The 23,523-nt window shown below is 69.9% G+C and carries 19 protein-coding genes; 9 read left to right on the top strand and 10 right to left on the bottom strand.

Annotation, left to right across the window (positions count from 1 at the left end):
- Positions 1-8: 8 nt before the first annotated feature.
- The 3 genes from AC3RCE_RS13090 to AC3RCE_RS13080 form a co-directional block, all read right to left on the bottom strand.
- Positions 9-1,718 carry a tannase/feruloyl esterase family alpha/beta hydrolase gene (locus AC3RCE_RS13090; protein ID WP_492253190.1) on the bottom strand — a complete coding sequence of 570 codons (1,710 nt, stop codon included), beginning with the start codon at positions 1,716-1,718 and terminating at the stop codon, positions 9-11.
- 187 nt (positions 1,719-1,905) lie between these two features.
- On the bottom strand, positions 1,906-2,925 hold the full coding sequence (locus tag AC3RCE_RS13085) for a Bug family tripartite tricarboxylate transporter substrate binding protein (protein ID WP_492245932.1): 1,020 nt from the start codon (positions 2,923-2,925) through the stop codon (positions 1,906-1,908).
- 68 nt (positions 2,926-2,993) lie between these two features.
- On the bottom strand, positions 2,994-3,470 hold the full coding sequence (locus tag AC3RCE_RS13080; RefSeq protein ID WP_492245931.1) for a DUF3237 domain-containing protein: 477 nt from the start codon (positions 3,468-3,470) through the stop codon (positions 2,994-2,996).
- 147 nt (positions 3,471-3,617) lie between these two features.
- Between AC3RCE_RS13080 and AC3RCE_RS13075 the strand changes: the two genes are divergently transcribed.
- Positions 3,618-4,535 carry a helix-turn-helix transcriptional regulator gene (locus AC3RCE_RS13075; protein WP_492253189.1) on the top strand — a complete coding sequence of 306 codons (918 nt, stop codon included), beginning with the start codon at positions 3,618-3,620 and terminating at the stop codon, positions 4,533-4,535.
- 26 nt (positions 4,536-4,561) lie between these two features.
- Here AC3RCE_RS13075 and AC3RCE_RS13070 read toward each other — a convergent pair whose 3' ends face one another.
- Complete coding sequence (locus AC3RCE_RS13070; RefSeq protein ID WP_010458347.1) at positions 4,562-5,005, bottom strand: Lrp/AsnC family transcriptional regulator; 444 nt, start codon at positions 5,003-5,005, stop codon at positions 4,562-4,564.
- A gap of 135 nt (positions 5,006-5,140) precedes the next feature.
- On the opposite strand from AC3RCE_RS13070, the gene AC3RCE_RS13065 reads away from it, so the two are divergent.
- The 5 genes from AC3RCE_RS13065 (at position 5,141) to alkB (ending at position 11,902) form a co-directional block, all read left to right on the top strand.
- Positions 5,141-6,049: a DMT family transporter gene (locus tag AC3RCE_RS13065; protein ID WP_218338618.1), complete on the top strand. Its 909-nt coding sequence runs from the start codon at positions 5,141-5,143 to the stop codon at positions 6,047-6,049.
- 50 nt (positions 6,050-6,099) lie between these two features.
- On the top strand, positions 6,100-8,943 hold the full coding sequence (locus AC3RCE_RS13060; protein WP_492253188.1) for a DEAD/DEAH box helicase: 2,844 nt from the start codon (positions 6,100-6,102) through the stop codon (positions 8,941-8,943).
- Positions 8,944-9,191: 248 nt separating this feature from the next.
- The gene (gene ada / locus AC3RCE_RS13055; protein WP_255590796.1) at positions 9,192-10,319 is read left to right on the top strand and encodes a bifunctional DNA-binding transcriptional regulator/O6-methylguanine-DNA methyltransferase Ada; all 1,128 of its coding nucleotides are present in this window, start codon (positions 9,192-9,194) and stop codon (positions 10,317-10,319) included.
- Positions 10,316-11,053 carry a 2OG-Fe(II) oxygenase gene (locus AC3RCE_RS13050; protein ID WP_492253187.1) on the top strand — a complete coding sequence of 246 codons (738 nt, stop codon included), beginning with the start codon at positions 10,316-10,318 and terminating at the stop codon, positions 11,051-11,053. The genes ada and AC3RCE_RS13050 overlap by 4 nt, the downstream gene beginning before the upstream one ends.
- Positions 11,054-11,209: 156 nt before the next feature.
- Positions 11,210-11,902, top strand: coding sequence for a DNA oxidative demethylase AlkB (gene alkB, locus AC3RCE_RS13045; protein WP_492253186.1), 693 nt, complete (start codon positions 11,210-11,212; stop codon positions 11,900-11,902).
- Here the strand turns inward: alkB and AC3RCE_RS13040 are convergent.
- Entirely contained in the window at positions 11,899-13,758 is a 1,860-nt protein-coding gene (locus tag AC3RCE_RS13040) for a DUF3592 domain-containing protein (RefSeq protein WP_492253185.1), read from the bottom strand. The genes alkB and AC3RCE_RS13040 overlap by 4 nt on opposite strands.
- Positions 13,759-14,049: 291 nt before the next feature.
- Here AC3RCE_RS13040 and AC3RCE_RS13035 point away from each other — a divergent pair, with 291 nt between their 5' ends.
- Entirely contained in the window at positions 14,050-14,562 is a 513-nt protein-coding gene (locus AC3RCE_RS13035; protein ID WP_218338623.1) for an EVE domain-containing protein, read from the top strand.
- Between the two features lie 18 nt (positions 14,563-14,580).
- On the opposite strand, the gene AC3RCE_RS13030 is transcribed toward AC3RCE_RS13035, so the two are convergent.
- Positions 14,581-16,389 (bottom strand): GGDEF domain-containing protein, encoded by a 1,809-nt coding sequence (locus AC3RCE_RS13030; protein WP_492253184.1) that lies wholly within the window; start codon positions 16,387-16,389, stop codon positions 14,581-14,583.
- Positions 16,390-16,689: 300 nt separating this feature from the next.
- On the opposite strand from AC3RCE_RS13030, the gene AC3RCE_RS13025 reads away from it, so the two are divergent.
- The gene (locus tag AC3RCE_RS13025) at positions 16,690-17,088 is read left to right on the top strand and encodes a nuclear transport factor 2 family protein (RefSeq protein WP_218338625.1); all 399 of its coding nucleotides are present in this window, start codon (positions 16,690-16,692) and stop codon (positions 17,086-17,088) included.
- Between the two features lie 45 nt (positions 17,089-17,133).
- Here AC3RCE_RS13025 and AC3RCE_RS13020 read toward each other — a convergent pair whose 3' ends face one another.
- From AC3RCE_RS13020 to AC3RCE_RS13005, 4 genes are all read right to left on the bottom strand, one after another.
- A complete protein-coding gene (locus AC3RCE_RS13020) occupies positions 17,134-17,772 on the bottom strand; it encodes an exosortase H-associated membrane protein (protein ID WP_492255349.1) in 639 nt (212 codons plus the stop codon).
- Positions 17,762-18,283, bottom strand: a complete 522-nt coding sequence (gene xrtH / locus AC3RCE_RS13015) for an exosortase H (RefSeq protein WP_218295076.1) — start codon at positions 18,281-18,283, stop codon at positions 17,762-17,764. Before xrtH ends, AC3RCE_RS13020 begins: the two co-directional genes overlap by 11 nt.
- 185 nt (positions 18,284-18,468) lie before the next feature.
- Positions 18,469-19,422, bottom strand: a complete 954-nt coding sequence (locus AC3RCE_RS13010) for a class I SAM-dependent methyltransferase (protein ID WP_492255348.1) — start codon at positions 19,420-19,422, stop codon at positions 18,469-18,471.
- 165 nt (positions 19,423-19,587) lie between these two features.
- Entirely contained in the window at positions 19,588-20,703 is a 1,116-nt protein-coding gene (locus AC3RCE_RS13005; protein WP_492255347.1) for a helix-turn-helix domain-containing protein, read from the bottom strand.
- A gap of 139 nt (positions 20,704-20,842) precedes the next feature.
- On the opposite strand from AC3RCE_RS13005, the gene AC3RCE_RS13000 reads away from it, so the two are divergent.
- Positions 20,843-23,215 (top strand): penicillin acylase family protein, encoded by a 2,373-nt coding sequence (locus AC3RCE_RS13000; RefSeq protein ID WP_492255346.1) that lies wholly within the window; start codon positions 20,843-20,845, stop codon positions 23,213-23,215.
- Positions 23,216-23,523 lie beyond the last annotated feature (308 nt).

The following is a 23,523-nucleotide window of genomic DNA, read 5'->3' as shown; positions in this document are numbered from 1 at the left end:
GACCTCGCTTACTCCGCCGCGCAGACGAAGCTGCTGGCATCCTCCACGCTGCCCGAGCCCTTGTATTTGGCGAACTTCGGGTAGGCACACAAGGGCCGTGTGCGATTGGGCATGTCGGTGCTGGCAGGCAGTGCCTTGGCGGCAAGGGTCTCGGGTGCCACGCCCTTCTCCACCCAGTCCACCATGGCCTGGATCGAATCGAAATTGTCCGTGGCCGGGCCGCCCGAGCAGTGGTTCATGCCGGGCACCAGGAACGTGCGCGCGAAACCCTGCGTGGCCGCGATACCTCCGTGGTGGGACGCCAGGCGCTCGTAGTAGTCCAGGGTGTCCAGCGCCGAGAAGATCGGGTCGGACATGCCATGGATGAACAGCATCTTGCCGCCGCGCTGCTTGAACGCGGCGAGCTTGTCGTCGCGGTACGTGTCGTAGATGGCCGAGTAGGCCTCCATGCGCGCGGGGTCGGTGTCGAAGTTGAACGTCAGCGGGTTGAACGTGAGGTCCGGCGGGGTGAGGAATTCGTTGACCAGGGCATCCACCATCAGCGTGATGTAGCGCGCATCCGGCGTGGCGGTGGTGGAGCTGCCCAGCGTCCAGCTGCGCCAGCCCGGGGCGGCCAGGCCCGGGTCCCACGGCTGGCCCGCATACAGCGCCTGGCCGGCCGAGTTGCGCGGGCCCGCGAACACGCTCTTGAGCGCCCCGACCTGGGCGCTGCTCAGGCAGTCGGCCTGCTTGCCGCCGCGGCACTGGAGCACGGCGGGGTCGAACTGGCAGGCCTTGACGTTGTTCACCATGCCGTCGGCCACGCCATCGGCGGCATCGCACGACGCCTTCACGCCGTTGGCCACCAGCTGGAGGTCGGCATTGCTGAAGGCCTGCGACAGGATGCGCTTGCCCGCCGCGTCCTGCGGGGCGATGGCGTTGAACTGAATGGTGTTCCACATCGCCGCCACCGTGGCGCCGCTCGACACGCGCATGGCGGGCGCGCCGGCGGTGATGGCGTCGAAGTAGTCCGGGAACCGCTGCGAGAACATCATGCCCTGGCGCCCGCCGCCCGAGCAGCCCGAGAAGTACGAATGGTCGGGCCTGCGGCCATACAGGGTCGAGATCAGCGACTTGGCGGCCACGGCCGTCTTGTCGTAGGAGTTGTAGGCATGGTCGATGCGCGCCTGCGGGTCCGCCCCGAAGCTGGCCGAGGTGCCGCTGTGCCCCGCGTCGGTGGAGACCACCGCGAAGCCCTGCCCCAGCGGCGACGGCGTGCCGCCCGAGATGCTGGAGCTGAGGGAGGTGTCGCGCAGGATGCCGTCATTGCCGCCGCCACCGATGAACAGGAAACGCCCGTTCCATTGGTCCGGCAGGCTCAGCTGGAAGCCAATGGCGTAGTTCTTCCCATCGACTCCCACGCGGGGGTTGATGCTGCCCGTGACCACGCAGTGGCCGGGCAGGAAGGCGCCGGTGCTGGCGCCGCCCGGCCGCCTGGTGTCCGCCGCCACGTAGCTCGCCGTGAGCGTGGTGGCCGCGAGGCCCGCCTGGCTGGGCAGCGCAGCGCAGGCCGCCGCCGGGGTGGCGGGCTGGGCCGAGGCATCGCCATTGCCGCCGCCGCAGGCCGCCATCAACAAGGGCATGGCAAGCGCGGCGGGGACGACCTGGCGGCGCAGCCGGGATGGGCGTGCGGCCGTGGAGGCGGGTGGCAAGGCCCGCGAGGCATGGGCAAAAGGCATGGCGTATGTCTCCTGAGGTGGTGGGTGGGGTGTTTGTGCTGTGTGGCTCCGGGGATGCAGGGCGCAGCGCTGACAGGGCGCGGCTGCGCCGTGGCGCCGGCCGCCCGCGTGCGCAGGTGCAGGAGTGCTGGAGGTGGCCTGGGTGGGGCCTGAGCGGCGTCAACCGCTCTGCCGCGCTGTCAGCCCATCAATCCGCCTTGAAGCCCGTGGCGGCCACGGCCTTGCCCCAGGTGACCGTGTCGGCGGCGATGGTGCGGGCAAAGTCCTGCTGGCTCGTGCCCGTCACGCGGAAACCCGCCTCCTCCATCTTGGCCCGGCCCTCGGGCGACTGCACGGCCTTGACGATGTCGGCATTGAGCCTGGCGATGATCTCCGGCGGCGTCTTGGCGGGTGCCACGATGCCGAACCACGAGGAGAACTCCAGGTTGGCGTAGCCCTGCTCCTTGATGGTGGGCACGTCCGGCAGCGTGTTGGTGCGGGTGGCGCCCGTGGTGCCCAGCGCGGCCAGCTTGCCGGCCTTCACGTTGGGGGCGGCCAGGCCCACGCTGGCGAACACGCCCTGCACGTCGCCGCTGAACAGGCCGCCCAGCGCATCGGCCGTGTTCTTGTAGTGCACCGGCTCGGGCTTGAGCTTGACCGCATCGCCGAACATGAAGGCGCCAAAGTGGCCGGGCGTGCCCGCGCCGAAGGTGGCCAGGAACAGGCCCTTTTGCTGCTTGGTCCAGTCCACGAACTCCTTCACGTTGCGCGCCGGCACCTTCTGTGGATTGACCAGCAGCACGAAGTCGGAGGTGACCACCTGGCTCACGGCCGTGAAGTCCTTGGCCGGGTCGTAGGGCAGCTTGTTGTAGCTGCTGGGCGCAATGCTGAGCTGGCCCGTTTCACCCAGCATCAGCGTGTAGCCGTCGGGCGCGGCACGCGCCGCTTCGCCCGCCGCGATCAGCCCGCCCGCGCCGGGCTTGTTGTCCACGATCACGCCCGTGTTGCCCCAGCCCTCGGACAGCTTTTGTGCCAGCAGGCGCGCCACGATGTCCGGCCCCGTGCCCGCCGGAAAGCCCACGATGATGCGCACGGGCTTGCTGGGGTACGTGGCTGCCCCCTGCGCCTGGGCTCCGGCCCAGGGCATCAGCCCTGCGAGCATGGCGGCGGCCAGAAGGGCGCGGCGTGGCGTGGCGACGAAAGAGGTGGGCTTGGCAGTGGTCTTCATGGATGTCTCCAGGTTTCTTGTACGTTGGGAAGATTCAAAAATTCAGAAATTGCCCGGTGTGCCGGACGCTAGCGCAGCTCAAAAAAGCGCATGGCCACGGCATCCGGGTAGCGCGCGCCGGTACCGACGAACATGCGCTCGGCGATCCAGGAGAGCGCCGGTGACGCCGTCTCGAAGCTCGGGCTGCAGCGGAAATAGACTTGCGCCGGGTCCACCGCCTCGCCGCGCACCAGGCGGGCGATCAGCTCGGCCGAGCCGGAGCGCACGGCCCGGTTTTGTACGTAGATGAGATCGCCACCATCGGTTTCGAGCACGTAGCGGGCGTCCAGCTCGGACAGCCGGTCGTTCACGATGAGCTGGAAGTCCGCACCGCCGGGCAGCACCCGTGCGCGCCAGCCGTCGCCAGAGGCGCTGCCGCCCAGGATGGGAATCAGCCGGCGCAGCCCGTGCACGGTGTGGCCCACTTCCTGGGGGGTGCCGACCTCCACGCGCAGGTCGGCAAAAAATCGGAATTGCGGGTCGGGCAAGGGGATGAGATCAGGCATGGGACCTAGCGTAAGTCCCGTTGCCACCCAAGCCTGTCATCCCAGAGGATGACGGGATAACCCGGGCTTTCGGCGACGGAATCGGGGGCGTTTTCAGCGCACACTCCACGCTTTCGGCAACGAACACTCCAATTTCCGACTTTTCCCATGCGGCAGTGGCTCCCCCCTTCCCTGCAGAAAGCACCCGGCCGGCAGATGCTGCAAAACCCCGCCAGCGAGACCCTGGCGAGCATGGTCCACCGCCTGGGCGGCAACGGCTTTGCCAAAGGGCTTCTGCAGGACCTGGAGCCCGTGCTGCCTGCGGCCTCGTGGTCGGTGTACCGCACGGGCCACCGCTGCAAGCCCACGCTGTTCATGTCGGCCAGCCGGGGCGTGCCCGACACCACGCAGGATTGCTGGTGGGCGTACCTCTCGGGCCCCTACCGCAGCGATAGCACCTGGGGCCGGGCCTTTGACGAGGCGCCCTTTGCCCAGCCCGAGACGCGGCTGTGCCACGTCACGGCCACCGAGGTGGAGGGCGAGCACCGTGCCCGGGTGTATGAGGCCCACGGCGTGGCCGAGCGCGTGTCGGTGGTCGAATACGAAAGCGATGGCTCGGTGTTCGCCGTCAACTTCTACCGCCACCAGCACCAGCGGGCGTTCAGCGACCGGCAGATCGGCGCCTTCGAGTCCGTGGCGCCCGTGCTGCTGGCCCTCACGCGCAAACACATTGTTCTGTCGCACCCGTTTCCACCCACAGCCACGGCTGCCTGGCGAACAGAGGACAGCCGCCCAGGCCCGGCAACATCGGGCGCCCCCGCACTCCTGCCAGCCGGCGCCGCACTCGCCCCGCTGGCCGCCGATGGGCTGCCGGTGCTCCGCATGCGCCTGGTGCGCCTGCAGTCCGAGCTGACCGACCGCGAACTGGACGTGTGCGCCCGGCTGCTGCAGGGCATGACGCACGAGGGCATCGCCAGCGACCTGGGCCTGAGCGTGCCCACCGTCAAGACCTACCGCAACCGCGCCTTTGCGCGCCTGGGCATCCACTTTCGCAACGAGCTGTTTGCGCGGGTGCTGGGCGGATAGAAAGGGCCTCCCCCGCTCTCAAAATCTCAGACGCCCGGCGACCATGGCGGTGGCCGCCGCCGGATGGTCTGCGCCTTCACGATGGCCGTGCTCGTCTGCGCCTTGTCGGCAATGCGGTCCAGCACGCCGTCGAGCTGCTCGATGGAACGCACATACACCCGGGCGACAAAGCAGTCGTCGCCGGTGACCTTGTCGCACTCGCAGAACTCCGGCGTCTCCTGGATCAACTTCTCCACCGCCGCCAGCTGGCCCGGCAGCGGCTTGATGCGCACGATGGCCTGCAGCTGATAGCCCAGCGCGCGCGGTTCGATGTCCACCGTGAACGCGCGGACCACCCCGCGCTCTTCCAGCCGCCGCAGCCGCTCGGACACGCTGGGTGACGACAGCCCCACGCGTTCGCCCAGCACCTTGAGCGAAGTCCGGGAGTCCTGGTGCAGCACGGTCAGGATGGCCTGGTCGATGGAATCCATGGCAAGCAGCTCCTCAGAATCAATGGTTGCCTCAGATTATGAGGATTTATTGAGCAGATGCCTTTTTTCATCCATTCCACGCACGGGTCCGTTTTCCTATAGTCATTCCATCAACTCACGGATGGAATGACACCCATGGACAAGAAGACGCAAGGCACGCTGGAGATGGGCACCGCCATGGCGATCTCGGGCACGATCGGCTGGTTTGTCGTGGAATCCGGCCTGCCGGCACTGAACGTGGTGTTCTGGCGCTGCGTGTTCGGCGCGGCCACGCTGGCGGCCGTGTGCGCCGCCATGGGCCTGCTGCGCGGTGTGCTGACCTGGCGCACGGCAGCGTGGGCGGCCCTGGGCGGCGTGGCCATCGTCACCAACTGGCTCCTGCTGTTTGGCGCGTATTCGCATGCTTCCATTTCGATCGCCACGGCGGTCTACAACACCCAGCCCTTCATGCTGGTGGTGTTTGGCGCCCTGCTCTTTGGCGAGCGCATCACCCCGGCCAAGCTCGGCTGGCTGGCCCTGGCATTCGGCGGCATGCTGCTCATCGTGCAGGCCCGGCCCGGCGCGAGCCAGGGTGGCACGCACTATGCGCTGGGCATCGCCATGGCGCTGGGGGCCGCCTTCTTCTGGGCGGTGGCCTCGGTGGTCGCCAAACGCCTCACCGGCACGCCGCCCCACCTCATCGCCCTGGTCCAGGTCTGCGTGGGCGTGCTCCTGCTGGCGCCGTTTGCCAACCTGGGCACGCCACCGCAGGATGCCCGCACCTGGCTGCTGCTGGTCACGGTGGGCGTGGTGCACACGGGCCTCATGTACATCCTGCTGTACGGCGCCGTGCAGAAGCTGCCCACCTACCTGCAGGGCGCGCTGTCCTTCATCTATCCGGTGGTGGCGATTGGCGTGGACTTCGCCGCGTTTGGCCACCGCCTGCAGCCGGCCCAGTGGCTGGGAGCCGCCGCCATCCTGCTCGCCGCGGCCGCCATGCACCTGCAGGGCAGCCGCCCCCGGGCGACGACCGCCGCGCAACCGGCGGCACAAGGCGCCAAATAGCACCGCATCCCGCCAGGCCCGGCCCATGGGCACGGCACAATCACCGGCCAGTGACACACCCCGGTGACCTCCCTTCCCCCGCCGAGCCGCCCGCACCGCCGCGATCCGACCGCCAGGCGGTGATCGCCGCCTGGGTGGCCGCCCTGCGCCGCCAGGCCGATGCAGCGACACTGAAGGCCCTGCCCCCGCTGACGGACGCCGAGGCCGCGCGCGTGATGGCGCTGATGCGGGGCGACGAGACCGGCACGGAGACGGCCACGCCGCCCGCCGGGCGCACCGCGCCACCGCCCGGCATCGCCACCGGGCACTTCCGCCCGCGCATCACGCTGATGACCCTGGGCCGGGGCGACGGTCTGCTGGGCCTCAAGCCCCAGGGCAAGATGGGGCCGCGCGGCGACAGCGTGACGCTGGCCCAGATCGACTGGACCTACCGCACCGACGACACACTCCCAGGCGCCATCGCCTGGCAGACGCCTGCGCCCACGTCCATCCTCAACTCGCGCCCCGCCCCGCTGCAGGATCTGTACGACACCGGCGGCCCCGTGGTGCGCATGCAGCGCGACGTGGCGGCCGAGTCGGACGCCATGGACCTCGTGTGGGATCTGGGCCTGTTGCCCGTGGACGCACGCTCGCTGCAATGGCGCAACCGCGATGCCGCCGCCAGCCTGGGCCCGCTGTGGACGCTGGCGCAGGAGGCCTTCTTTGGCGACTTCTGGGCCGAGCAGATCCCCCAACTCCGCGCCAGAGGCTGGAGCGTGGTGGTGCAACCGGGCTTCGCGCACGAGAGCGTGCCCGTGTTGCGCTGGAAGCTGCACATCGCCCCTGACACCGGCGAACTGCTGGGCAAGGAAGTGGACGGCCCGCTGGCCCCGCGCGAACGCCCCGTGCAGAAGCTGCAATTGCCCGAGCGCGAAGGCGCCTGGCTGCTCAGCCTGGGTATCGAGATCGACGGCGAAACGCTGGACCTGGCCCCCATGCTGGCCGACCTGCTGCGCCGCGACGCGCGCTGGCTCAATGCCCGGCAGATGGCCTCCATTGACGACATTGCCATCATTTCGCTGCGCGCCCCGGGCGGCAAACGCATCGACGCGCCCGCCGGCCCGCTCAAGGCCATCGTGGGGGCCATGGTCGACCTGCTGACCGACCCGACCCGCAACCAGCGCAAGGACGGCGACCCGCTGCACCTGGGTGCGTGGGAGGCCCGCCGCATCGAGGCCCTGCGCGCCGGGCTGGTGCTGGCCCACCGCGTGGGCACGGTCAATGGCTGGAACAACGACTGGCAACTGCAGGGCGACGTGGGCCTGGCCCGGCTCGCCAAGCGGTTGCGCACCATCGGCACCCCGCAAGCGGTGGCTGCACCGCAAGGCCTGCAGGTGCAACTGCGCCCCTATCAACTGGAAGGCCTGGCCTGGCTGCAGTACCTGCGCGCCCAGGGGCTGGGCGGCATCCTGGCCGACGACATGGGCCTGGGCAAGACCGCGCAGGCGCTGGCCCACGTGCTGCTCGAAAAGGAGGCCGGGCGCCTCACCCGCCCCGCCCTGGTGGTGCTGCCCACCTCGCTGCTCTTCAACTGGCAGGCCGAGGCCGCGCGCATGGCCCCCGGCCTGCGCGTGCTGGCGCTGCATGGCGCCAGCCGAGGCCAGCGCTATCTGCAGATGGCCGACCACGACCTGGTGCTGACCACCTACCCGCTGCTCTGGCGCGACGTGGAGGCGCTGGCGGCACAGCCATTCCACCTGCTGATCCTGGACGAAGCGCAGATGGTGAAGAACGCCGGCAGCCGCAGCGCCCGCGCCTTGCGCAAGCTGCAGGCCCCGCACCTGCTGTGCCTGACGGGCACGCCGCTCGAAAACCACCTGGGCGAGCTGTGGGCGCAGTTCGACTTCCTCATGCCGGGCTTTCTGGGCGATGTGCGCAGCTTCAACGCCCGCTGGCGCAAGCCCATCGAAGAGAACGGCGAAACCCTGCGCGCCCAGCTGCTGGCCCAGCGCGTGCGCCCCTTCATCCTGCGCCGCCGCAAGCAGGACGTGGCCACCGAACTGCCACCGCGCACCGAGGTCGTCCAGCGCGTGCAATTGCAGGGCAAACAGCGCGAGCTATACGAAGCCGTGCGCACCACGGCCGACAAGCAGGTGCGCCGCGCGCTCGAGCGCCAGAGCTTCGACGGCGCGCAGATCACCATCCTCGACGCCCTGCTCAAGCTGCGCCAGGTCTGCTGCGACCCCAGATTGGTCAAAGGCACCACAAAAACGGCGCAGACGATGGAGCGCGCCAAGCTCGAACTACTGGCCGACATGCTGCCCGCCCTGGTCGACGAAGGACGCCGCGTGCTGGTGTTCTCCCAATTCACCGAAATGCTCGCGCTGGCGGCCGAGCTGCTCGACACCCTGGCCCTGCCCTACCTCACCCTCACGGGCCAGACACCGCCCCGCCAGCGCGGCGCGGTGGTGCGGCAGTTCCAGGCACGGGACGCAACCAGCGCCCCCATCCTGCTCGTCAGCCTCAAGGCCGGGGGCCTGGGCCTGAACCTCACGGCCGCCGACACCGTGATTCATCTCGACCCCTGGTGGAACCCCGCCGTGGAAGAGCAGGCCACCGCCCGCGCCCACCGCATCGGGCAGGACCAGCCGGTGTTTGTCTACAAGCTGGTGGTGGAAGGCAGCATCGAAGAACGCATGCTGGAACTGCAGGCCCGCAAGGCCGCGCTGGCCCAGGGTGTGCTGGGCCATGACGCCGAGGGCGCCGTCAAGTTCAGCGAGGCCGACCTGCACGCCCTGCTGGCGCCACTCACCGAACCAGCCAACAACCCGCTGGGCATTCCGGGCGAAGACGCGCTGCGCTGGGGCGGCACGGGCAAACGGCGCCCCCGGCCGCTGCAGCCGCCCGAGGCTTGAAGGTTTTTTGGCTGTCAGCGCTTGTCCAGCAAGCGCTAGCAGCTATCAAATTGAAAGCAGTCCGGGCCCTGTGCCTGCCTGCCCCGAAAAGTGCAGAATTCAAAAGCAAGCAACGGAGTGCGCCCCGCCCACCCCGTCCCTAGAGTGCATGGCATCGCAACCTACCTTGTAAGCCATCCGCCATGAATCCGAACTCCGCCCACCTCCACGCGAAAGCCCCGCCCCTGCATTCCACCCGCGTTGCCACCATGCCCCACCGCGCAACACCCTCCGCCAAGGCCGCACAGGCCGCTGCCGCCACCCAGGCCGACCCGCGCTGGGCGGCGGTGGTGGCGCGCAGCGCGGCGGCGGATGGCAGCTTCTGGTACTCGGTGCAGACCACGGGCGTGTACTGCCGCCCCAGTTGCGCGGCGCGCACGCCCCGGCCCGAGAACGTGCGGTTCCATGCCAGCTGCGACGAGGCTGAAGCAGCCGGATTTCGCCCCTGCCAGCGCTGCAAGCCCCGGCAGCCCTCGGCGCTGGCACACCATGCCGAGCTGGTCACGCAGGCCTGCCGCATCATCGAAGCCGAAGAAGCCACCACGCTCGATGCGCTGGCGGCCCGCGTGGGGCTGAGCAGTTCGCACCTGCACCGCGTCTTCAAGCAGGCCACCGGCCTCACGCCCAAGGCTTACGCCGCCGCCCGGCGGGAGCAGCGTGTGCGCAGTGCCCTCGAGCAACAACCCACGGCCTCCGTGACAGACGCCATCTACGGCGCGGGCTACCAGTCGAGCAGCCGGTTCTATGAGAAATCCGCCCAGGTGCTGGGCATGACCCCCACGCGCTACCGCGCGGGCGGCGCGGCGCAGCGCATCCGCTTTGCGGTGGGGCAGTGCTCGCTGGGCGCGATCCTGGTGGCGCACAGCGGCCAGGGCCTGTGCGCCATCCTGCTGGGCGACGACCCCGAAGCCCTGGTGCACGACCTGCAGGACCGTTTTGCCCAGGCCCAGCTGGTGGGCGGCGATGCGCAATTCGAATCGCTCGTGGCCCAGGTCGTGGCCTTTGTCGAAGCGCCCGGCCTGGGCCTGGACTTGCCGCTGGACGTGCGGGGCACGGCCTTCCAGCAGCGCGTGTGGCAGGCGCTGCGTGCCATTCCCCCGGGGCAGACCGCCAGCTATGCCGACATCGCCCGGCGCATCGGCGCGCCCACCGCCACCCGCGCCGTGGCGCAGGCCTGTGGCGCCAACACGCTGGCGGTGGCCATACCGTGCCACCGGGTGGTGCGCAGCGACGGCGCGCTCTCGGGCTACCGCTGGGGCGTGGAGCGCAAGCGGGCGCTGCTGGACCGCGAAGCCGGCGCCGCCGAACCAGCACACACGCGGGAGAAGGCCGCATGAGTGCCCTGCCTCAGGACACGCACCCCTGGCCTGCCCGCGTGGCGGCCCTCGACTGGGCCCAGGCCACCGACGACCTGCACACGCAGGGGCATGCGGTGCTGCCTCGGCTGCTGGGCGAGCACGAATGCACAGCGCTCGCGGGGCTGTACCGCCACGCCGGCCCGCCCCTGTTCCGCAGCCGCGTGGTGATGCAGCGCCACGGTTTTGGCCTGGGCGAGTACCAGTACTTCAGCTACCCGCTGCCGGACGTGGTGGCCGGGCTGCGCGATGCGCTGTACCCCCATCTGTGCCCCATCGCCAACCACTGGAACGCCGCCATGGGCATCGATGCGCGCTACCCGCCGCGCCATGCCGACTTCATCGCGCGCTGCCATGCTGCGGGCCAGTTGCGCCCCACGCCGCTGCTGCTGCAGTACGCGAGCGGCGACTACAACTGCCTGCACCAGGACCTGTACGGCGAGCACGTGTTCCCGCTGCAGGTGGCCATCCTGCTGTCGGAGCCCGGCCGCGACTTCACCGGTGGCGAGTTCGTGCTGACCGAGCAGCGCCCGCGCATGCAGTCGCGCGCCGAGGTCGTCCCCCTGCGCCAGGGCGATGCCGTGGCCTTCGCCGTGCACCACCGCCCCGTGCAGGGCACGCGCGGCGTCTACCGCGTCCACATGCGCCACGGCGTGAGCCGCGTGCGCTCGGGGCAGCGGCACACGGCGGGCATCATCTTTCACGATGCTGCATAGCGATGCTCCCGCTGAGGCGCCTTCGGGGCCTTCACCCCTCTCTCGCTGCGCGGGGGGGCCGCGCCCGGTGGCCTGGCGGAGCCAGTTCCACGGGCGCGCTCGCCCGGATCGCGCCCGTTGCACCAGCCCGGGCCATCACGCTAGAACCATGAATCCATGAACCTCGGTCTTTTTGATGAACTGCCCGCCACGCCCCAAGCGCCCGAATGGCTGGAGCCAGGCGCCGTGGTGCTGCGCGGCTTTGCCCTGGCGCAGGCGGCGCAGCTGCTGCAGGCCGTCGAGGCGGTGGCGGCCCGCGCACCGTTCAGGCACCTGGTCACGCCCGGCGGCAAGCACATGTCGGTGGCCATGACGAACTGCGGGCCGCTGGGGTGGATCAGCGACCGCAGCGGCTACCGCTACGGCCCCACGGACCCGCTGACGGGCGAACGGTGGCCGCCCATGCCGGCGGTTTTCCATGCGCTGGCCCGCGAGGCCGCCGGGGCGGCGGGCTACCCCGGCTTCGCGCCCGACGCCTGCCTCATCAACCGCTACAGCCCGGGCACGCGGCTGTCGCTCCACCAGGACCGCGACGAGGGCAACTACGACCACCCCATCGTGTCCGTCAGCCTGGGCATCCCGGCGGTCTTCCTGTGGGGTGGCGCGCAGCGCACGGACAAGGCCCGCCGCGTGGGGCTGCTGCATGGCGACGCGGTCGTGTGGGGCGGCCCGGCGCGCCTGCGGTTCCATGGCGTGCTGCCGCTGGCCGAGGCCGCGCATGCGCTGACGGGCGCGCAGCGCATCAACCTCACCTTTCGCCGGGCGCGCCAGGAACCTGGGCCGGTCTCTTCAGCAGGCGGCGCTGCCTAGCGCGGATACCCCGTCTGCGACGCGATGGAGGCCAGCAGGTGGTCGGCCGCCGCGCGCCCGCGCAGGCTGTCGGCCACGGTGAGCCGCTTGCCGTTGCGCAGCTCCACCTCGATGCGGTAGAAGGTCTCCTGCCGCGCCCCCGTCTGGGTGGAATAGCTTTCGGCCACCCGCAGCCGGGCGATGTCCGTGGCGGGCGCCTGGTGGTGGACCAGCATGAGCCCCAGGAGCCGCCGCTCGGTGCGGATGCCCCGGCCGTCCAGCTCCACGCTGAGGCTGTTGGCCACCGCGTAGAAGCCGCCCACCACCGCCGCCCCGCCCAGGCCGCCGAAGGCGATGAGGAAGAGCATCGGCACATCCTGGCCGCCCGCCAGCGCGGCAATGCCCACGAACACCGCCCCGGCGAGCATCCAGACGATGGTCTGCTTCCAGGCGCGCCCATACGGCAGGTACAGCCGCACCCCACCGGGAATGCGCTCCAGCTCGCTCACCGCGGCCACTTCGGCGTGGCGCATTTCCCGCAGCTGCGGGTGCTGCGCCGCGTCCGCGCGCGCCCCGTGGGAAGCCGCGCCGGTGGCGTACACCGGCACGTCGAACACACGCAGGAACCTGAGCCCGGGATCGGCCGATTCCACCTGCAGCCGCCATGCGTGGTGTTCGCTGTCCACCGGCTCCGTGGCGGGCAGGCCCGCCGGCACCCGCAGGCGCAAACCCAGCTGGATGCCATCGCCCCGGGGCTCGACCTGGGCCACGCCCTGGCTCTGCCATACCGTGGTTTCGCGCGACTCGCTCTTGCCGCCAGTGCGGCTGCGGTAGTGCCGCACGCAGCTGAGCGTGACCGCGAAGTGCTGCTGCCCGGGCCGGTGCGCCACGGGCAGCGCGAGCGTGGCGCCAAAATCGCCGCCGATGGCGCCTGGAAACGGGTCCAGCACCAGCCGTACATCGCCAAAGCGCCAGGCATCCAGCGTGGCCCGCACGGCCCACACCAGCGTCGCGACAGCCGCCAGCAGCAGGGCCCCGAACACGGCCACCAGCAGGTACTGGGGGCCGTCCAGCGCCTCGTCCCGGTGGGCGATCGCGGACGGCCATGCGATCGCATTGCAGACCAGGGCAAATGTCCATGCGACCCACACCTCATAGCGCTTGTTCGACCGGATGCTGTTGCCCGCCCAGGCCGGCCGCCCCATCCAGGGCTGGGCCGATGCCTCCAGCGCCTGCGCGCCGCGCCCGGCGCGGGGGCCGCGCCATGCGCCATGGAGCATGCCCAGGCCCACGCCGCCGAACAGCACCACGAACAGCATCTTGAACAGCTGCATGCCCGGGCGCAGGCTGCGGTCCAGCACGGCCTCGTGGGGGTTCGACGGGTTCACCCAGGCCTGCACCGGCTGGCCCTGGCGCTGGGCGGCCTCCAGGCGTTCCCCCAGCTGCTCCTGGAAGTCGCCGATGTTGTCCGCGCCGGACCCAATCGCCACGCGCTGGCCTTGATAGTCCCGGCCCGCCACCTGGTAGCGGTAGCTGGCCGACACGCTGTAGGTGGTGGACTTGCTGCCACGCGAGGTCTCCAGACGCGCCGACACCAGCGTGGCCGACACCGGCTGCCAGCCCTGCATGCGACCCCAGTCGTACAGCGTGGGCAACACGCCGAAAAGCAGCATGCCCACGCCCACGGCGGCAAAGGGCAGCGCGAACAGCGCCATCGCCCAGGTGCCGGACTTGCCCCCGCCCTTGCGCGCCTGGGCCTCGCGGTGCTTCTTTCTCCGGGTGTTGCTGGTGGCCATCGGTGTGCTGATGACGTGGCGCATGGTGGCCGGGGCCCTGCCCGCCACCGGCGGCGTGGCGGGCAAGGCGCGGCCGGCCACGGCGTCACGTCCTCCTCCCTGTGTTCTTGTGTGCTGGAAAAATTTGCGCCTCCCGTGCGCTGGCACGGCCTGGACGGGGGCCGCGCGGCGCCCGGACGGGGGCAGGCCTGATTCTGCGACCCGCCGCGCGCACGCGCAATGCATGTGGGGCGGTTGTCGTTTTTTGAATCTTTCAGGGCCCTGGCGCTTCATGGATATGCGCCGATAGCTACATATTCGATAGCAAAAGCACCCCTACCCCGGCAGCCCATCGGGGCACCAGGGCGAATCGGCCTTTGCCAGAATGGCGCCATGACCACGCCCACCGCATCCCACCGCGCGCCCCGCTACTGGCTCATGAAGTCCGAGCCGGACGAGTGCTCCATCGACGACGCCCTGGCTGCCCCGGACGCCACCGTGCCCTGGACCGGGGTGCGCAACTACCAGGCGCGCAATTTCATGCGCGACGAGATGCACATCGGCGATGGCGTGCTGTTCTACCACTCCAGCTGCCCGGAACCGGGCATCGCGGGCATTGCCCGCGTGGCGTCTTCCGTGCGGCCCGACCCCACCCAGTTCGATCCGCAATCGCCCTACCACGACCCCAAATCCCCGCCGGACAAGCCGCGCTGGCTGCTGCTGGACGTGCAGGCGGTGCGCAAGACACGGCTCGTCAACCTGGCGCAGCTGCGGGCGCGCCCCGAACTGGGGGAAATGCGGGTGCTGCAGCGGGGCAACCGCCTGTCGATCACGCCGGTGGAGCCTGCCGAGTGGAGCCTGATCCTGGAGATGCTGGAGCCGCGCGCGGCGGCCCGCCAGGGGTAGCGGGAAACGGCCCCGGGACTACCCTGGCGGGAGTGGCACGGGTACCGGCCCGTCTTGCGGCACCGGCGCCATGGGCGCCGAGCGCACGCAGTTGCGGCCGTCCGCCTTCGCGCGGTACAGCGCGGCATCCGCCCGTTCCACCAGCTGCGGCCATCCGGCCTCGCCCCGGTAGCCGCACGCCACGCCAAAGCTGGCCGTGACGCGCAGCGCGGTGTCCTCCGCCGAGGTGAAGGTTTCCCGCTCGAGCGCCTGGCGCAGCTTCTCGGCGATCACGAGGGTCCCGGCCATGTCGTCCCCCGCAACCAGCACCGCGAACTCCTCCCCGCCAAAACGGGCCACGATGTCGTTGGAGCGCAGAACCGTGCGCAGCAGCCTGGCGACCTGGATGAGCACGCGGTCGCCGGTGGGATGGCCGTGGGTGTCGTTGACGGCCTTGAAGTGGTCGATGTCCAGGAGGATGAGGCACATCGGGTCCCCCGCGCCCCTTCCGGCCCGCTGGGCCTGCGCGTGCCCGTCGAGCGCCCGGCGGTTGAGCAGCGAGGTCAGGCCGTCCGTCTCCGCCAGGCTCTTGAGCTCGTTGGCCATGGACGCCCGCTCCCTGAGCTTGCCCTGGAGCACCTCGATGGCGCGAAAGAGGCCGGTGACCTCGCCCGCGGCCGTGGGGTGCCCGTAGGGCACGGCGGGCCGGTCTTCGGCCAGCCGCAGGACCGCCGCGTGGGCATGGAGCAGCGGGCGGAAGACGCGGGCCCGCACCGAAAGAATCAGCCACACCAGGATCGCGAAGATGGCGCCCGTCACGACCGCCACCGCCGCCAGGGTGGCCAGCGCCGCATCCCTGTTGTGCTCGGACCGCTTGACCGCCGCGTCCAGGAAAACGCTGCGGTAGGTTTCAATCGGCCGCATGGTCGGCACGTAGCGCTCGGTGAACTCGGTCGCCGACATCGTGTAGCGGGCGCCCGGGCGTCCTTCGGCGATCAGCCGGTCGATCAGCGCAAAACCATCGCCGAAGTAGCCGCGTTCGATCTCTTCGCGGGTTCTTGCCAGCGTTTCATTGTCATGCAGCCCTCCGTGGGCGCCGATCACCTGCCACAGCGCCCTCAGCCGCCCCTGCGTTTGCCGGCTCTCGATGATGTTCTTGAGCGGCAGGCGCTGCCCCAGGGCGATGGGCGCCATGATCTGCGAGGCGGCCCGTCCCCCATAGTCCCGGAAGTCGTTGAGCATCTGGCCGATCAGGACGGGAGAGGCCAGGCTCGCGTCGTGGTGCAGGATCTCGTTGGCCTGCCACGCGATGATCGCCTGGACTTTGTCGGACGCCTCGAACATGCCCTGGATGGCCGCATCCAGCTCGTCCGGACGCAGCGAGGCCAGGGGCACCGCCGCCACCTCGTCGACCTGGCGCCGCGCCCGGGCCAGCTGCTGCGTGACACCCTCCAGCAACTCCGGCGGCACGGGGTGGTGGTGCAGGCCCCAGCGTGGCGGCTGCGGCTGCGCCAGCGCCGCCAGCGCGGCGTCCACCCGGGACCGCAACTGTGCCAGGCGCCGCGTTCCCGCGCTGTCGGGCGCGGGCGCTTCGGACATCACGACATTCGCGGGCCCCCGCTCCGCCGCGACCAGGGTGGCGATATCGAGAACGCGCCGGAAATGCTGGATGTCGTGCAGCCCCTGCCGCGCCATCTCGAATTCGTGGAACGTCGGCACCACGATCGTCAGCGCGAGCAGCGCCGTGGCGAGGATCGCGATCGCGACATGGATCGACAGCCTCGTGTTGAAGCTGCGCTCCGGCGACACCGCGGGGCTGGCGTCCTGCGCGGTGTCCGCCGCGTCCATGGCGCCCGCCGCGCCCTCTCCTTCTTCTTTTTTCTCTGTGGAAAACAGTGGAAAGAACAGCTTGAACCTCCTGGAGCCCCGAAATTGCACCCATTGCGCGCAGCGGCATGCCGCCCGGCTGCCAGACTAGGTTACCACCTGCAACCAGAGGCCCAGGGGGGTGATACCCGCAGGGCCCCGCCCCACGGCATGCCGGGCGCCGGTAGGAACGTGCTGACGGGCGCCTGCTTTCCCGTCCGACATCCGGCGGGCCGGCCGGCGCGCAGTGTGGTCCCTTTCACCACCACCTAGGAGCACGACATGCGCACGGCAAGCAATGAGCTCATGCAGCTGGAAAGGAAATTCTGGCAATCGATGGTCGACGAGGACACGGACACCGCCCTCGCCATGCTCGATGAACCGGCACTGATGGTCAGCAGCCACGGCGCCATGCAGTTTGACCACGCCACCTACCGGCGGATGGCGGAACAGGGCCCGATGGTGATCAAGTCCTTCGAGCTGAGCAACATGAACGTGCTGTTCCCCGACGACAACACAGCCGTCCTGACCTACCACGCGCGGCAGGCCCTCACGCCCCGTGGAAAGTCGGAAGAAATCAATCAGGAAATGACGGATTCGTCCGTCTGGATGCGCAAGGACGGCGAGTGGCGCTGCGTGATGCACACGGAAACACCCGTGGACGCCCGCCCGCAGCACTGATCTCCCCGCCCGGGCCCGCCGCGCAAACGGCCACGGCCGTGCGGCCTACTCAGGTTGCTGGGGTTGCTGGGGTTGCGGCGGCTGCTGGACAGCGACCGCCGCCCGTGCCTGGGCATGCAGCTTGGCCAGGAACTCCCGGTCCAGCAGCAGCCACAGCATCACCGGGGCCAGCGCGGTGAAGATGAACAGGTTGAAGTGGTAGAGGAACGCCACCACGTCGGCCACCCACCCGGGCAGCCCCGTCTGCACGAACACCTCGCGCCCGGCGCGGTTGAAGGCGTCGTTGCACCACTGCAGGGCGACGTTGACCGCCTGGATCGGCAGCATGGCCACCGAGCCGATGAGCAGTTTTCGCACCCAGCCGCGAGGAAACGAGGCAAGCAGCAATGCCCACAGGATCACGATGCCGTAGCCCAGCAGGCGGTAGTCCACCACGGGGGCGAGCTTGCCCGAGCGGAACTGGCCGTTTTGCACCGAGACCACCTTGAGCGTGGTGTTCAGCACCCCGGTGGTCTCCTTCTGGGTGTAGCTCAGCGCCCAGTGGAACACGGCGGAAGACGCCTCGCCCGCCATGAAGAACACGGGCTTGGAGAGTTGCGGCGACAGGTAGTACCACAACGGCATCAGGCACAGCAGGCTGCCAATGGCGACCAGCAGGAAACGTCCGACCGAACTAAGCTGCATTGGCGAGGGGGGGTTGAGGGGGTGAGGGAGGTTGTTGCCGGGCGATCCAGCGGATCCAGAGCATCCAGACCACCAGCACATCCAGCATGATGAGCGCCTGCCAGAGGTACAGGTGGGCAAACTCGAACACGGTCATGTTCCACTTGCCCAGGTAGTACAGGCTGATGATGCGCAGCAGGTTGACGGCCTGCACCGCCGCGATGCCGATGGCGATGCCGGCGAGTTTGTGCTTCCAGCTCGAAGGAAACGCGATCATGCCGGCGATGAGGATGATCGCCGCCTCCACCCCGTTGCAGCCCGCCTCGATGGACACCGCGAAGCCCGTGGCCTTGCTCATCAGGATGCGGCCGTGGTGCGCCACGTCGGCATCGAGCGGGGTCATGAGCGCCGCGCTGGCGGTGGCTAGCAGGCTGGTCCAGGGCTCGATGGCGACCCGTTGCACCTCGTCGAGCATGTCGATGCGAAAGAGAACCGCCAGCACCACGATGAAAATGAGAAAGAATCGGACCATACGTCGATGAGAAGAACCTGGTGAGGCGCACCAGCGCGCCAGGATTGCGGCAGGCGGCGAGGCCATGACAATGCGGGCCCGTTCACTCGGGCGCCGCAAAGAATATCAGAAGCCATCCCAAATCCACAAAGCCCGAATGGCATGGGCATGGCGTTGGTCCCCGGCGCATGTCCCGGAGACGGCGCTTAAAGGTCCGGCGCCGCGTACACCAGCACCTTGAGGGCGCGTTCCGGGTCCACGTCCGCAAATGCCGCCGGGTTGTCCACCCTCTCCACGAACGACAGCCCGGGCGCCAGCGCCAGCATCTGCTCCCGCAGGAATCCCTCGCCCAGCTCCGGCGCGTTCAGGCACAGCAGCGCGTGTCCGCCGGGCGCCAGCAGGTCCGGCAGGCGGCGCATGAGGCGGGCATAGTCCTTCGTGGCCACGAAGCTGCCCTTCTGGTAGCTCGGCGGGTCCACGATGACCAGGCCATACGGCCCGCTGCGGGTGATCTTGCCCCAGCTGCTGAAGATGTCGTGCGCCAGAAAACTCGCGCCCGTGGCGATGCCGTTGAGCTGGTGGTTCTGCTGGCCCACGGCGATGGCGCCATGGCTCATGTCCACGTTGACCACCTGCCGCGCGCCCGCCTGCAGCGCCACGACCGAGAACGCACAGGTGTAGGCAAAGAGGTTGAGCACCTTCAGGCCGTAGCGGTCCGCGCCGCGCGCGGCGGCAAAGTCGCGCACCCAGCGGCGGCCGCCGGCCATGTCCAGGAACAGGCCGTGGTTCTGCCCGCGCAGCACGTGCACGCGAAAACGTGCGCCGGCCTCGGTGACCGCATGCGGGTCGGGCACGGCGCCCGCCATGAGGCGGGTATCGCTGCGGCCCTCGGCGCGCAGCGCCTCGCCCCGGTGCTGGAACACCCAGTTCAGCGGCTGGCCATCCGGCGCGATCAGCGACCACCGCGCCTGCAGCGCGGCGCCAATGGCGTCGAGCGCTTCCTCGGTGGCCGGGGCAAAGCTGGTGAGTACAAAAACGGGCGGGTACACATCGAACACCCATTGCTCGCAGCCCGGGTGCAGCCCGCCCCGGCCGTGGAAGATGCGCTGGGCATCGGTGGGCAGGGGCATCGCGGCGATGGCGTCGAGCAGGGCTTGCATGGAGAAAAAAGGCTTCAATGAACGGAAATCAGGAGAAAACGGCCGCATGCGCTGGTGCACTCATGCCGCACAGCTATTATTTCAATAGCAACCATGGATTATCGCCTGTGGCCCGGCGCGGGCGGGCTGCGGCCGGGTGGCTTGTGCACCCGCCGTGCCGGCCTGTCAGGCTTCTCCTGCGCTGTCGGCCCCGGGCGGGGCCTGCCGCGCCAGCCACTGCTTGCGCGAAGTGCGCAGCTTGAAGCGCTGGCGGTAGGCCCCCGGCGTCACCCCGCACACGCGGGCGAACACCTTGCGAAAGCTGCCCGTGTCGCTGTAGCCGCATTGCTGCGCCACATCTTCCACGGTCAGGTAGGTGGTCTGCAGCAACGCCTGCGCCTGGGCGATGCGCAGGCGGTGCAGGTAGTCCTGGGGGCTTTCGCCATGCACCTGGGCAAACCAGCGCAGCAAGGTGCGCGGACTGGTGGCAGCGGCGCGGGCCGTGGCCTGCAGGCTGTAGGGTTCGTTGCGGTGGGCCTGCAGCCAGCGCCGCGCCAGCTCCAGGGCGCCCGCGGCCAGCGGATGGCCGGTGGGGGTTTCCATGGCGGCGGTGGCCGTCAGCTGCCGCTCCCGGTCGAACAGCAGCGCGTGCATTGCCGCCTGCGCCAGTTCGGCGGCGGGCGTGTGGCCGAGCAGGTCCAGCACGGCTGGGAGGGTGTCCTGCAGGGATGCCGTGGTCCACAGGGCGCCATCGCGTTGCCAGGCCTGCTCCCGCTGCCACCCCACGTCGGCAGGAGGCGCTCCATCGGCGGCAGCCGGCCCGCTCTCGCTGGACTGCAGCACGATGGACGGCGCGAACACCCACGGCAGCGCCGCCTTGCGCCCCGCCAGCAACCCGCAGTGGGCCAGCAGGCTGGAGCCGTTGAACAGCGCCAGGGCCCTGCCGCCCCCGCGCAGGTGGCTGTGCAGCATGGCGCCGAAGTGCTGGCTGTAGCGGCTGCTGACCTCGCGCAACTGGGGCCCCGTGGGCACCAGCCAGCCGGGGATGACGACCACGTGCAGAGGGCCTTGCCAGCCATCGCCCCCTGCTGGCACGGGGGGCGGGGTGGCATCGCCCTCATGCGGCATCGGCAGCCAGAACCAGCGCAGCGCGGGCTGCGCGCCACCGGGCCGCATGGCGGCCAGCATGTTCATGGCACGCAGGGCGTCCACCACCGCGGTGGCCGTGCTGGCAATGCTGTCGCGCCCCCAGAGGATGCCCACATTCACGCAGGACGAAAGGACGGTGGTGCGGGTGGACATGGTGGCGATATTGCCACCATTCGTGGCCAAACCACCACCCCGTTGAGGTGTTACCGGGCAGTAGCATGGTTGCGCGACCACAGCACCCCGCCGGCGATGCGAACCGCCCGCGGGTCCAACACCCAGGAGACCTGAACCCATGCGACAGACCCCAGCCACCGCCGGCCAGACGACGGCATTGACCACCCTCGCCGCTGCCTGCGCCGCCCTTTTTCTGGCGGGTTGCGCCATCCAGCCCGGCGCGGCGGGCAGCGACCGCGGCGTGACCATCGAGCGCACCACCTACGGCATTCCGCACATCACCGCGCAGGACCCCGAATCGCTGGCCTACGGCGTGGCCTATGCCTATGCGCAGGACAACGTCTGCATGACGGCCGACCAGCTCGTGACCGCGCGCGGCCAGCGCAGCAGCACCTTCGGCGGCCAGGCCATCGGCCTGCTGGGGCGCCGCTACATTCCCAACGAACAGATCGACCTGTTCATGGCCGCCCACATGGACGACGCCGCGCTGGAGCGCCACTGGGCGGCCACGAGCCCGCAGGTGCAGGCCATGGCGCGCGGCTACGTGGCGGGCTACAACCGCTACCTGGCCGACAACGCCGCCGCGCTGCCCGATGCCTGCCGCGGCAAGCCCTGGGTGCAGCCCATGACGCTGGCGCAGTACCGCCGCATGGCCGAAGTGGTGGCCGTGCAGGCCGGTATCGCCGCGCTGGCCGACGGCATGCTGGGCGCCCAGCCGCCCGCCGCCAAGGCCGCGCAGGCCCCCGCCCCTGGCGTGGAGCTGGCCGACGCCGCCCAGGCCCTGCGCGACGTGGGCCTGCTCGACTCGCCCCTGGGCTCCAACGCCTGGGCCTTTGGCAAGGACGTGACGGCCAACGGCAGCGGCATGCTGCTGGGCAACCCGCACTTCCCGTGGAGCGGCCCCAACCGCTTCTATGAAATGCACCTCACCATCCCCGGCCAGATGGATGTGATGGGCGTGGGCATCGGCACCTACCCCATGGTCTCCATCGGCTTCAACAAAGATGTAGCCTGGTCGCACACGGTGTCCACCGGCAAGCGTTTCACCTTCTACGAAGTGACGCTGGCCGAGGGCGATCCCACGACCTACCTGGTGGACGGCAAGCCGGAGAAGATGACGGCCCGCAAGGTCAGCGCCCAGGTTCCCGGCCCGGACGGCAAGCTCCAGGCGCGCGAGCACACCGTGTGGTCCACCCGCTGGGGCCCGCTGGTGGTGGTGCCCCGCGCCGGCCTGACCTGGAACGCCAGGACCGCCTACGCCCTGCGCGACGCCAACACCGGCAACACCCGCATGATGGACGCGGCCCTGGCCTTTGCGCGCGCCCGCTCGGTGCAGGACCTTCACAAGGCGCACGCCAACCTGGGCCTGCCCTGGGTGAACACCCTGGCGGCCGACCGCAGCGGACAGGCCATGTACGCCGACGTGAGCGTGGTGCCGGACATGGACGCCGCGCAGCTCGCGCGCTGCGCCCCCAGCCAGCCCGCCGCCGCGCTGCGGGCCGCCGCAGGCCTGGTGGTGCTGAACGGATCGCGCGCCGACTGCGACTGGCGCCGCGACAGCGCATCGCCCGTCCCGGGCCTGATCCCCATCGGCCGCATGCCGGTGGCCTTCCGCACGGACTGGGTGCACAACAGCAACGACAGCTTTGTCTACACCCACCCGGGGCAGAAGTTCGACGGCATCTCGCCCATGGTGGGCGACGCCAGCCTCACGCGGCCCCGCACGCGCGCCGGCCTCGCGGAAATCCCCGAGATGCTCGGCCGCGGCAAGGTCACGCTGCAGGCCATCCAGGACCAGCTGTTCCAGAACCGCAACTTCATGGCCCAGGTGGTGGTGCCCGACCTGCTGGCCGCCTGCGACAAGGCGCCCTCGGCAGAGTCGCGCGGCGGCTGCGCCGCCCTGAAGGGCTGGGACCGCCGCAACAACCTGGACGCGCGCGGCGCCCATGTGTTCCGCGAGTTCTGGCGCACCGCGCACAACATCCCCGGCGTGCACCGCGTGCCGTTCGATCCGGCACGACCCGTGGCCACGCCCGCCGGCCTGAAGATGGACGACGCCGCCACCGCCGCCAAGGTGTGGGAAGCCCTGGACGGCGCCGTGAAGACCGTCCGCGCGAGCGGCTTTGCGCTGGACGCCACCCTGGGCAGCGTGCAGCGCCCGGACATCACCGAAGAGCCCATCGCGCTGCATGGCGGCGAGGAGTTCGAAGGCGTGCTCAACAACCTGGGCCGCCAGGAACCCGCGCCGCTCAATGCGCGTGGCCTGCGCATCGACTACGGCACTAGCTACGTGCAGACGGTGACCTTCGACGCCAAAGGCCCGGTGGCCCAGGCCATCCTGACCTACGGCCAGTCCACCAACCCGGCATCGCCACACGCCAACGACCAGATGCGCCTGTTCTCGGCCAAGCAGTGGCACACCCTGCCCTTCCACCGCGAGGACGTGGTGAAGGCGCGCATCGGCGAGCCGCTGCGGCTGGTGAGGCACTGAGCCTGTTCGAGGTTTTCTAGAGGTCGCGCAAGCGCCTGGCCGCAATGGGATGCCAGGCGAGGCGCGCCGCCCGGATAGCCCGCACCGAGCCCGCCGACAGCCCGGCTACTGGCAAGCGACGGAACGCCGCAACGCCGCAAGCCGCCCGGCAAGGCGCTTGCCCGAAGGCTGGAATGTCATCGGGCGATTGCACGCCAATGCGATCCCCGAAAAGACCTGGAACGGGTTCCGAGCCGCCGGCTCCGTAAATGCCATTACAGTCATTGCCGGAGCCCACTGCCGGGCCTGCGCACTCTTGATTGAAAGGA

This window comes from Acidovorax sp. GW823-FHT05D11, from assembly GCF_058795695.1.
Note: the sequence above shows the minus strand (reverse complement) of the source record. Positions and strands in the feature narration are given on the sequence as shown.

Excerpts from the sequence above, each read along its gene's own strand:
- AC3RCE_RS13090 (WP_492253190.1), bottom strand. The coding sequence starts at position 1,718 with ATGCCTTTTGCCCATGCCTCGCGGGCCTTGCCACCCGCCTCCACGGCC.
- AC3RCE_RS13085 (WP_492245932.1), bottom strand. The coding sequence starts at position 2,925 with ATGAAGACCACTGCCAAGCCCACCTCTTTCGTCGCCACGCCACGCCGC.
- AC3RCE_RS13080 (WP_492245931.1), bottom strand. The coding sequence starts at position 3,470 with ATGCCTGATCTCATCCCCTTGCCCGACCCGCAATTCCGATTTTTTGCC.
- AC3RCE_RS13075 (WP_492253189.1), top strand. The coding sequence starts at position 3,618 with ATGCGGCAGTGGCTCCCCCCTTCCCTGCAGAAAGCACCCGGCCGGCAG.
- AC3RCE_RS13070 (WP_010458347.1), bottom strand. The coding sequence starts at position 5,005 with ATGGATTCCATCGACCAGGCCATCCTGACCGTGCTGCACCAGGACTCC.
- AC3RCE_RS13065 (WP_218338618.1), top strand. The coding sequence starts at position 5,141 with ATGGACAAGAAGACGCAAGGCACGCTGGAGATGGGCACCGCCATGGCG.
- ada (WP_255590796.1), top strand. The coding sequence starts at position 9,192 with ATGCCCCACCGCGCAACACCCTCCGCCAAGGCCGCACAGGCCGCTGCC.
- AC3RCE_RS13050 (WP_492253187.1), top strand. The coding sequence starts at position 10,316 with ATGAGTGCCCTGCCTCAGGACACGCACCCCTGGCCTGCCCGCGTGGCG.
- alkB (WP_492253186.1), top strand. The coding sequence starts at position 11,210 with ATGAACCTCGGTCTTTTTGATGAACTGCCCGCCACGCCCCAAGCGCCC.
- AC3RCE_RS13035 (WP_218338623.1), top strand. The coding sequence starts at position 14,050 with ATGACCACGCCCACCGCATCCCACCGCGCGCCCCGCTACTGGCTCATG.
- AC3RCE_RS13030 (WP_492253184.1), bottom strand. The coding sequence starts at position 16,389 with ATGGACGCGGCGGACACCGCGCAGGACGCCAGCCCCGCGGTGTCGCCG.
- AC3RCE_RS13025 (WP_218338625.1), top strand. The coding sequence starts at position 16,690 with ATGCGCACGGCAAGCAATGAGCTCATGCAGCTGGAAAGGAAATTCTGG.
- AC3RCE_RS13020 (WP_492255349.1), bottom strand. The coding sequence starts at position 17,772 with ATGCAGCTTAGTTCGGTCGGACGTTTCCTGCTGGTCGCCATTGGCAGC.
- xrtH (WP_218295076.1), bottom strand. The coding sequence starts at position 18,283 with ATGGTCCGATTCTTTCTCATTTTCATCGTGGTGCTGGCGGTTCTCTTT.
- AC3RCE_RS13010 (WP_492255348.1), bottom strand. The coding sequence starts at position 19,422 with ATGCAAGCCCTGCTCGACGCCATCGCCGCGATGCCCCTGCCCACCGAT.
- AC3RCE_RS13005 (WP_492255347.1), bottom strand. The coding sequence starts at position 20,703 with ATGTCCACCCGCACCACCGTCCTTTCGTCCTGCGTGAATGTGGGCATC.
- AC3RCE_RS13000 (WP_492255346.1), top strand. The coding sequence starts at position 20,843 with ATGCGACAGACCCCAGCCACCGCCGGCCAGACGACGGCATTGACCACC.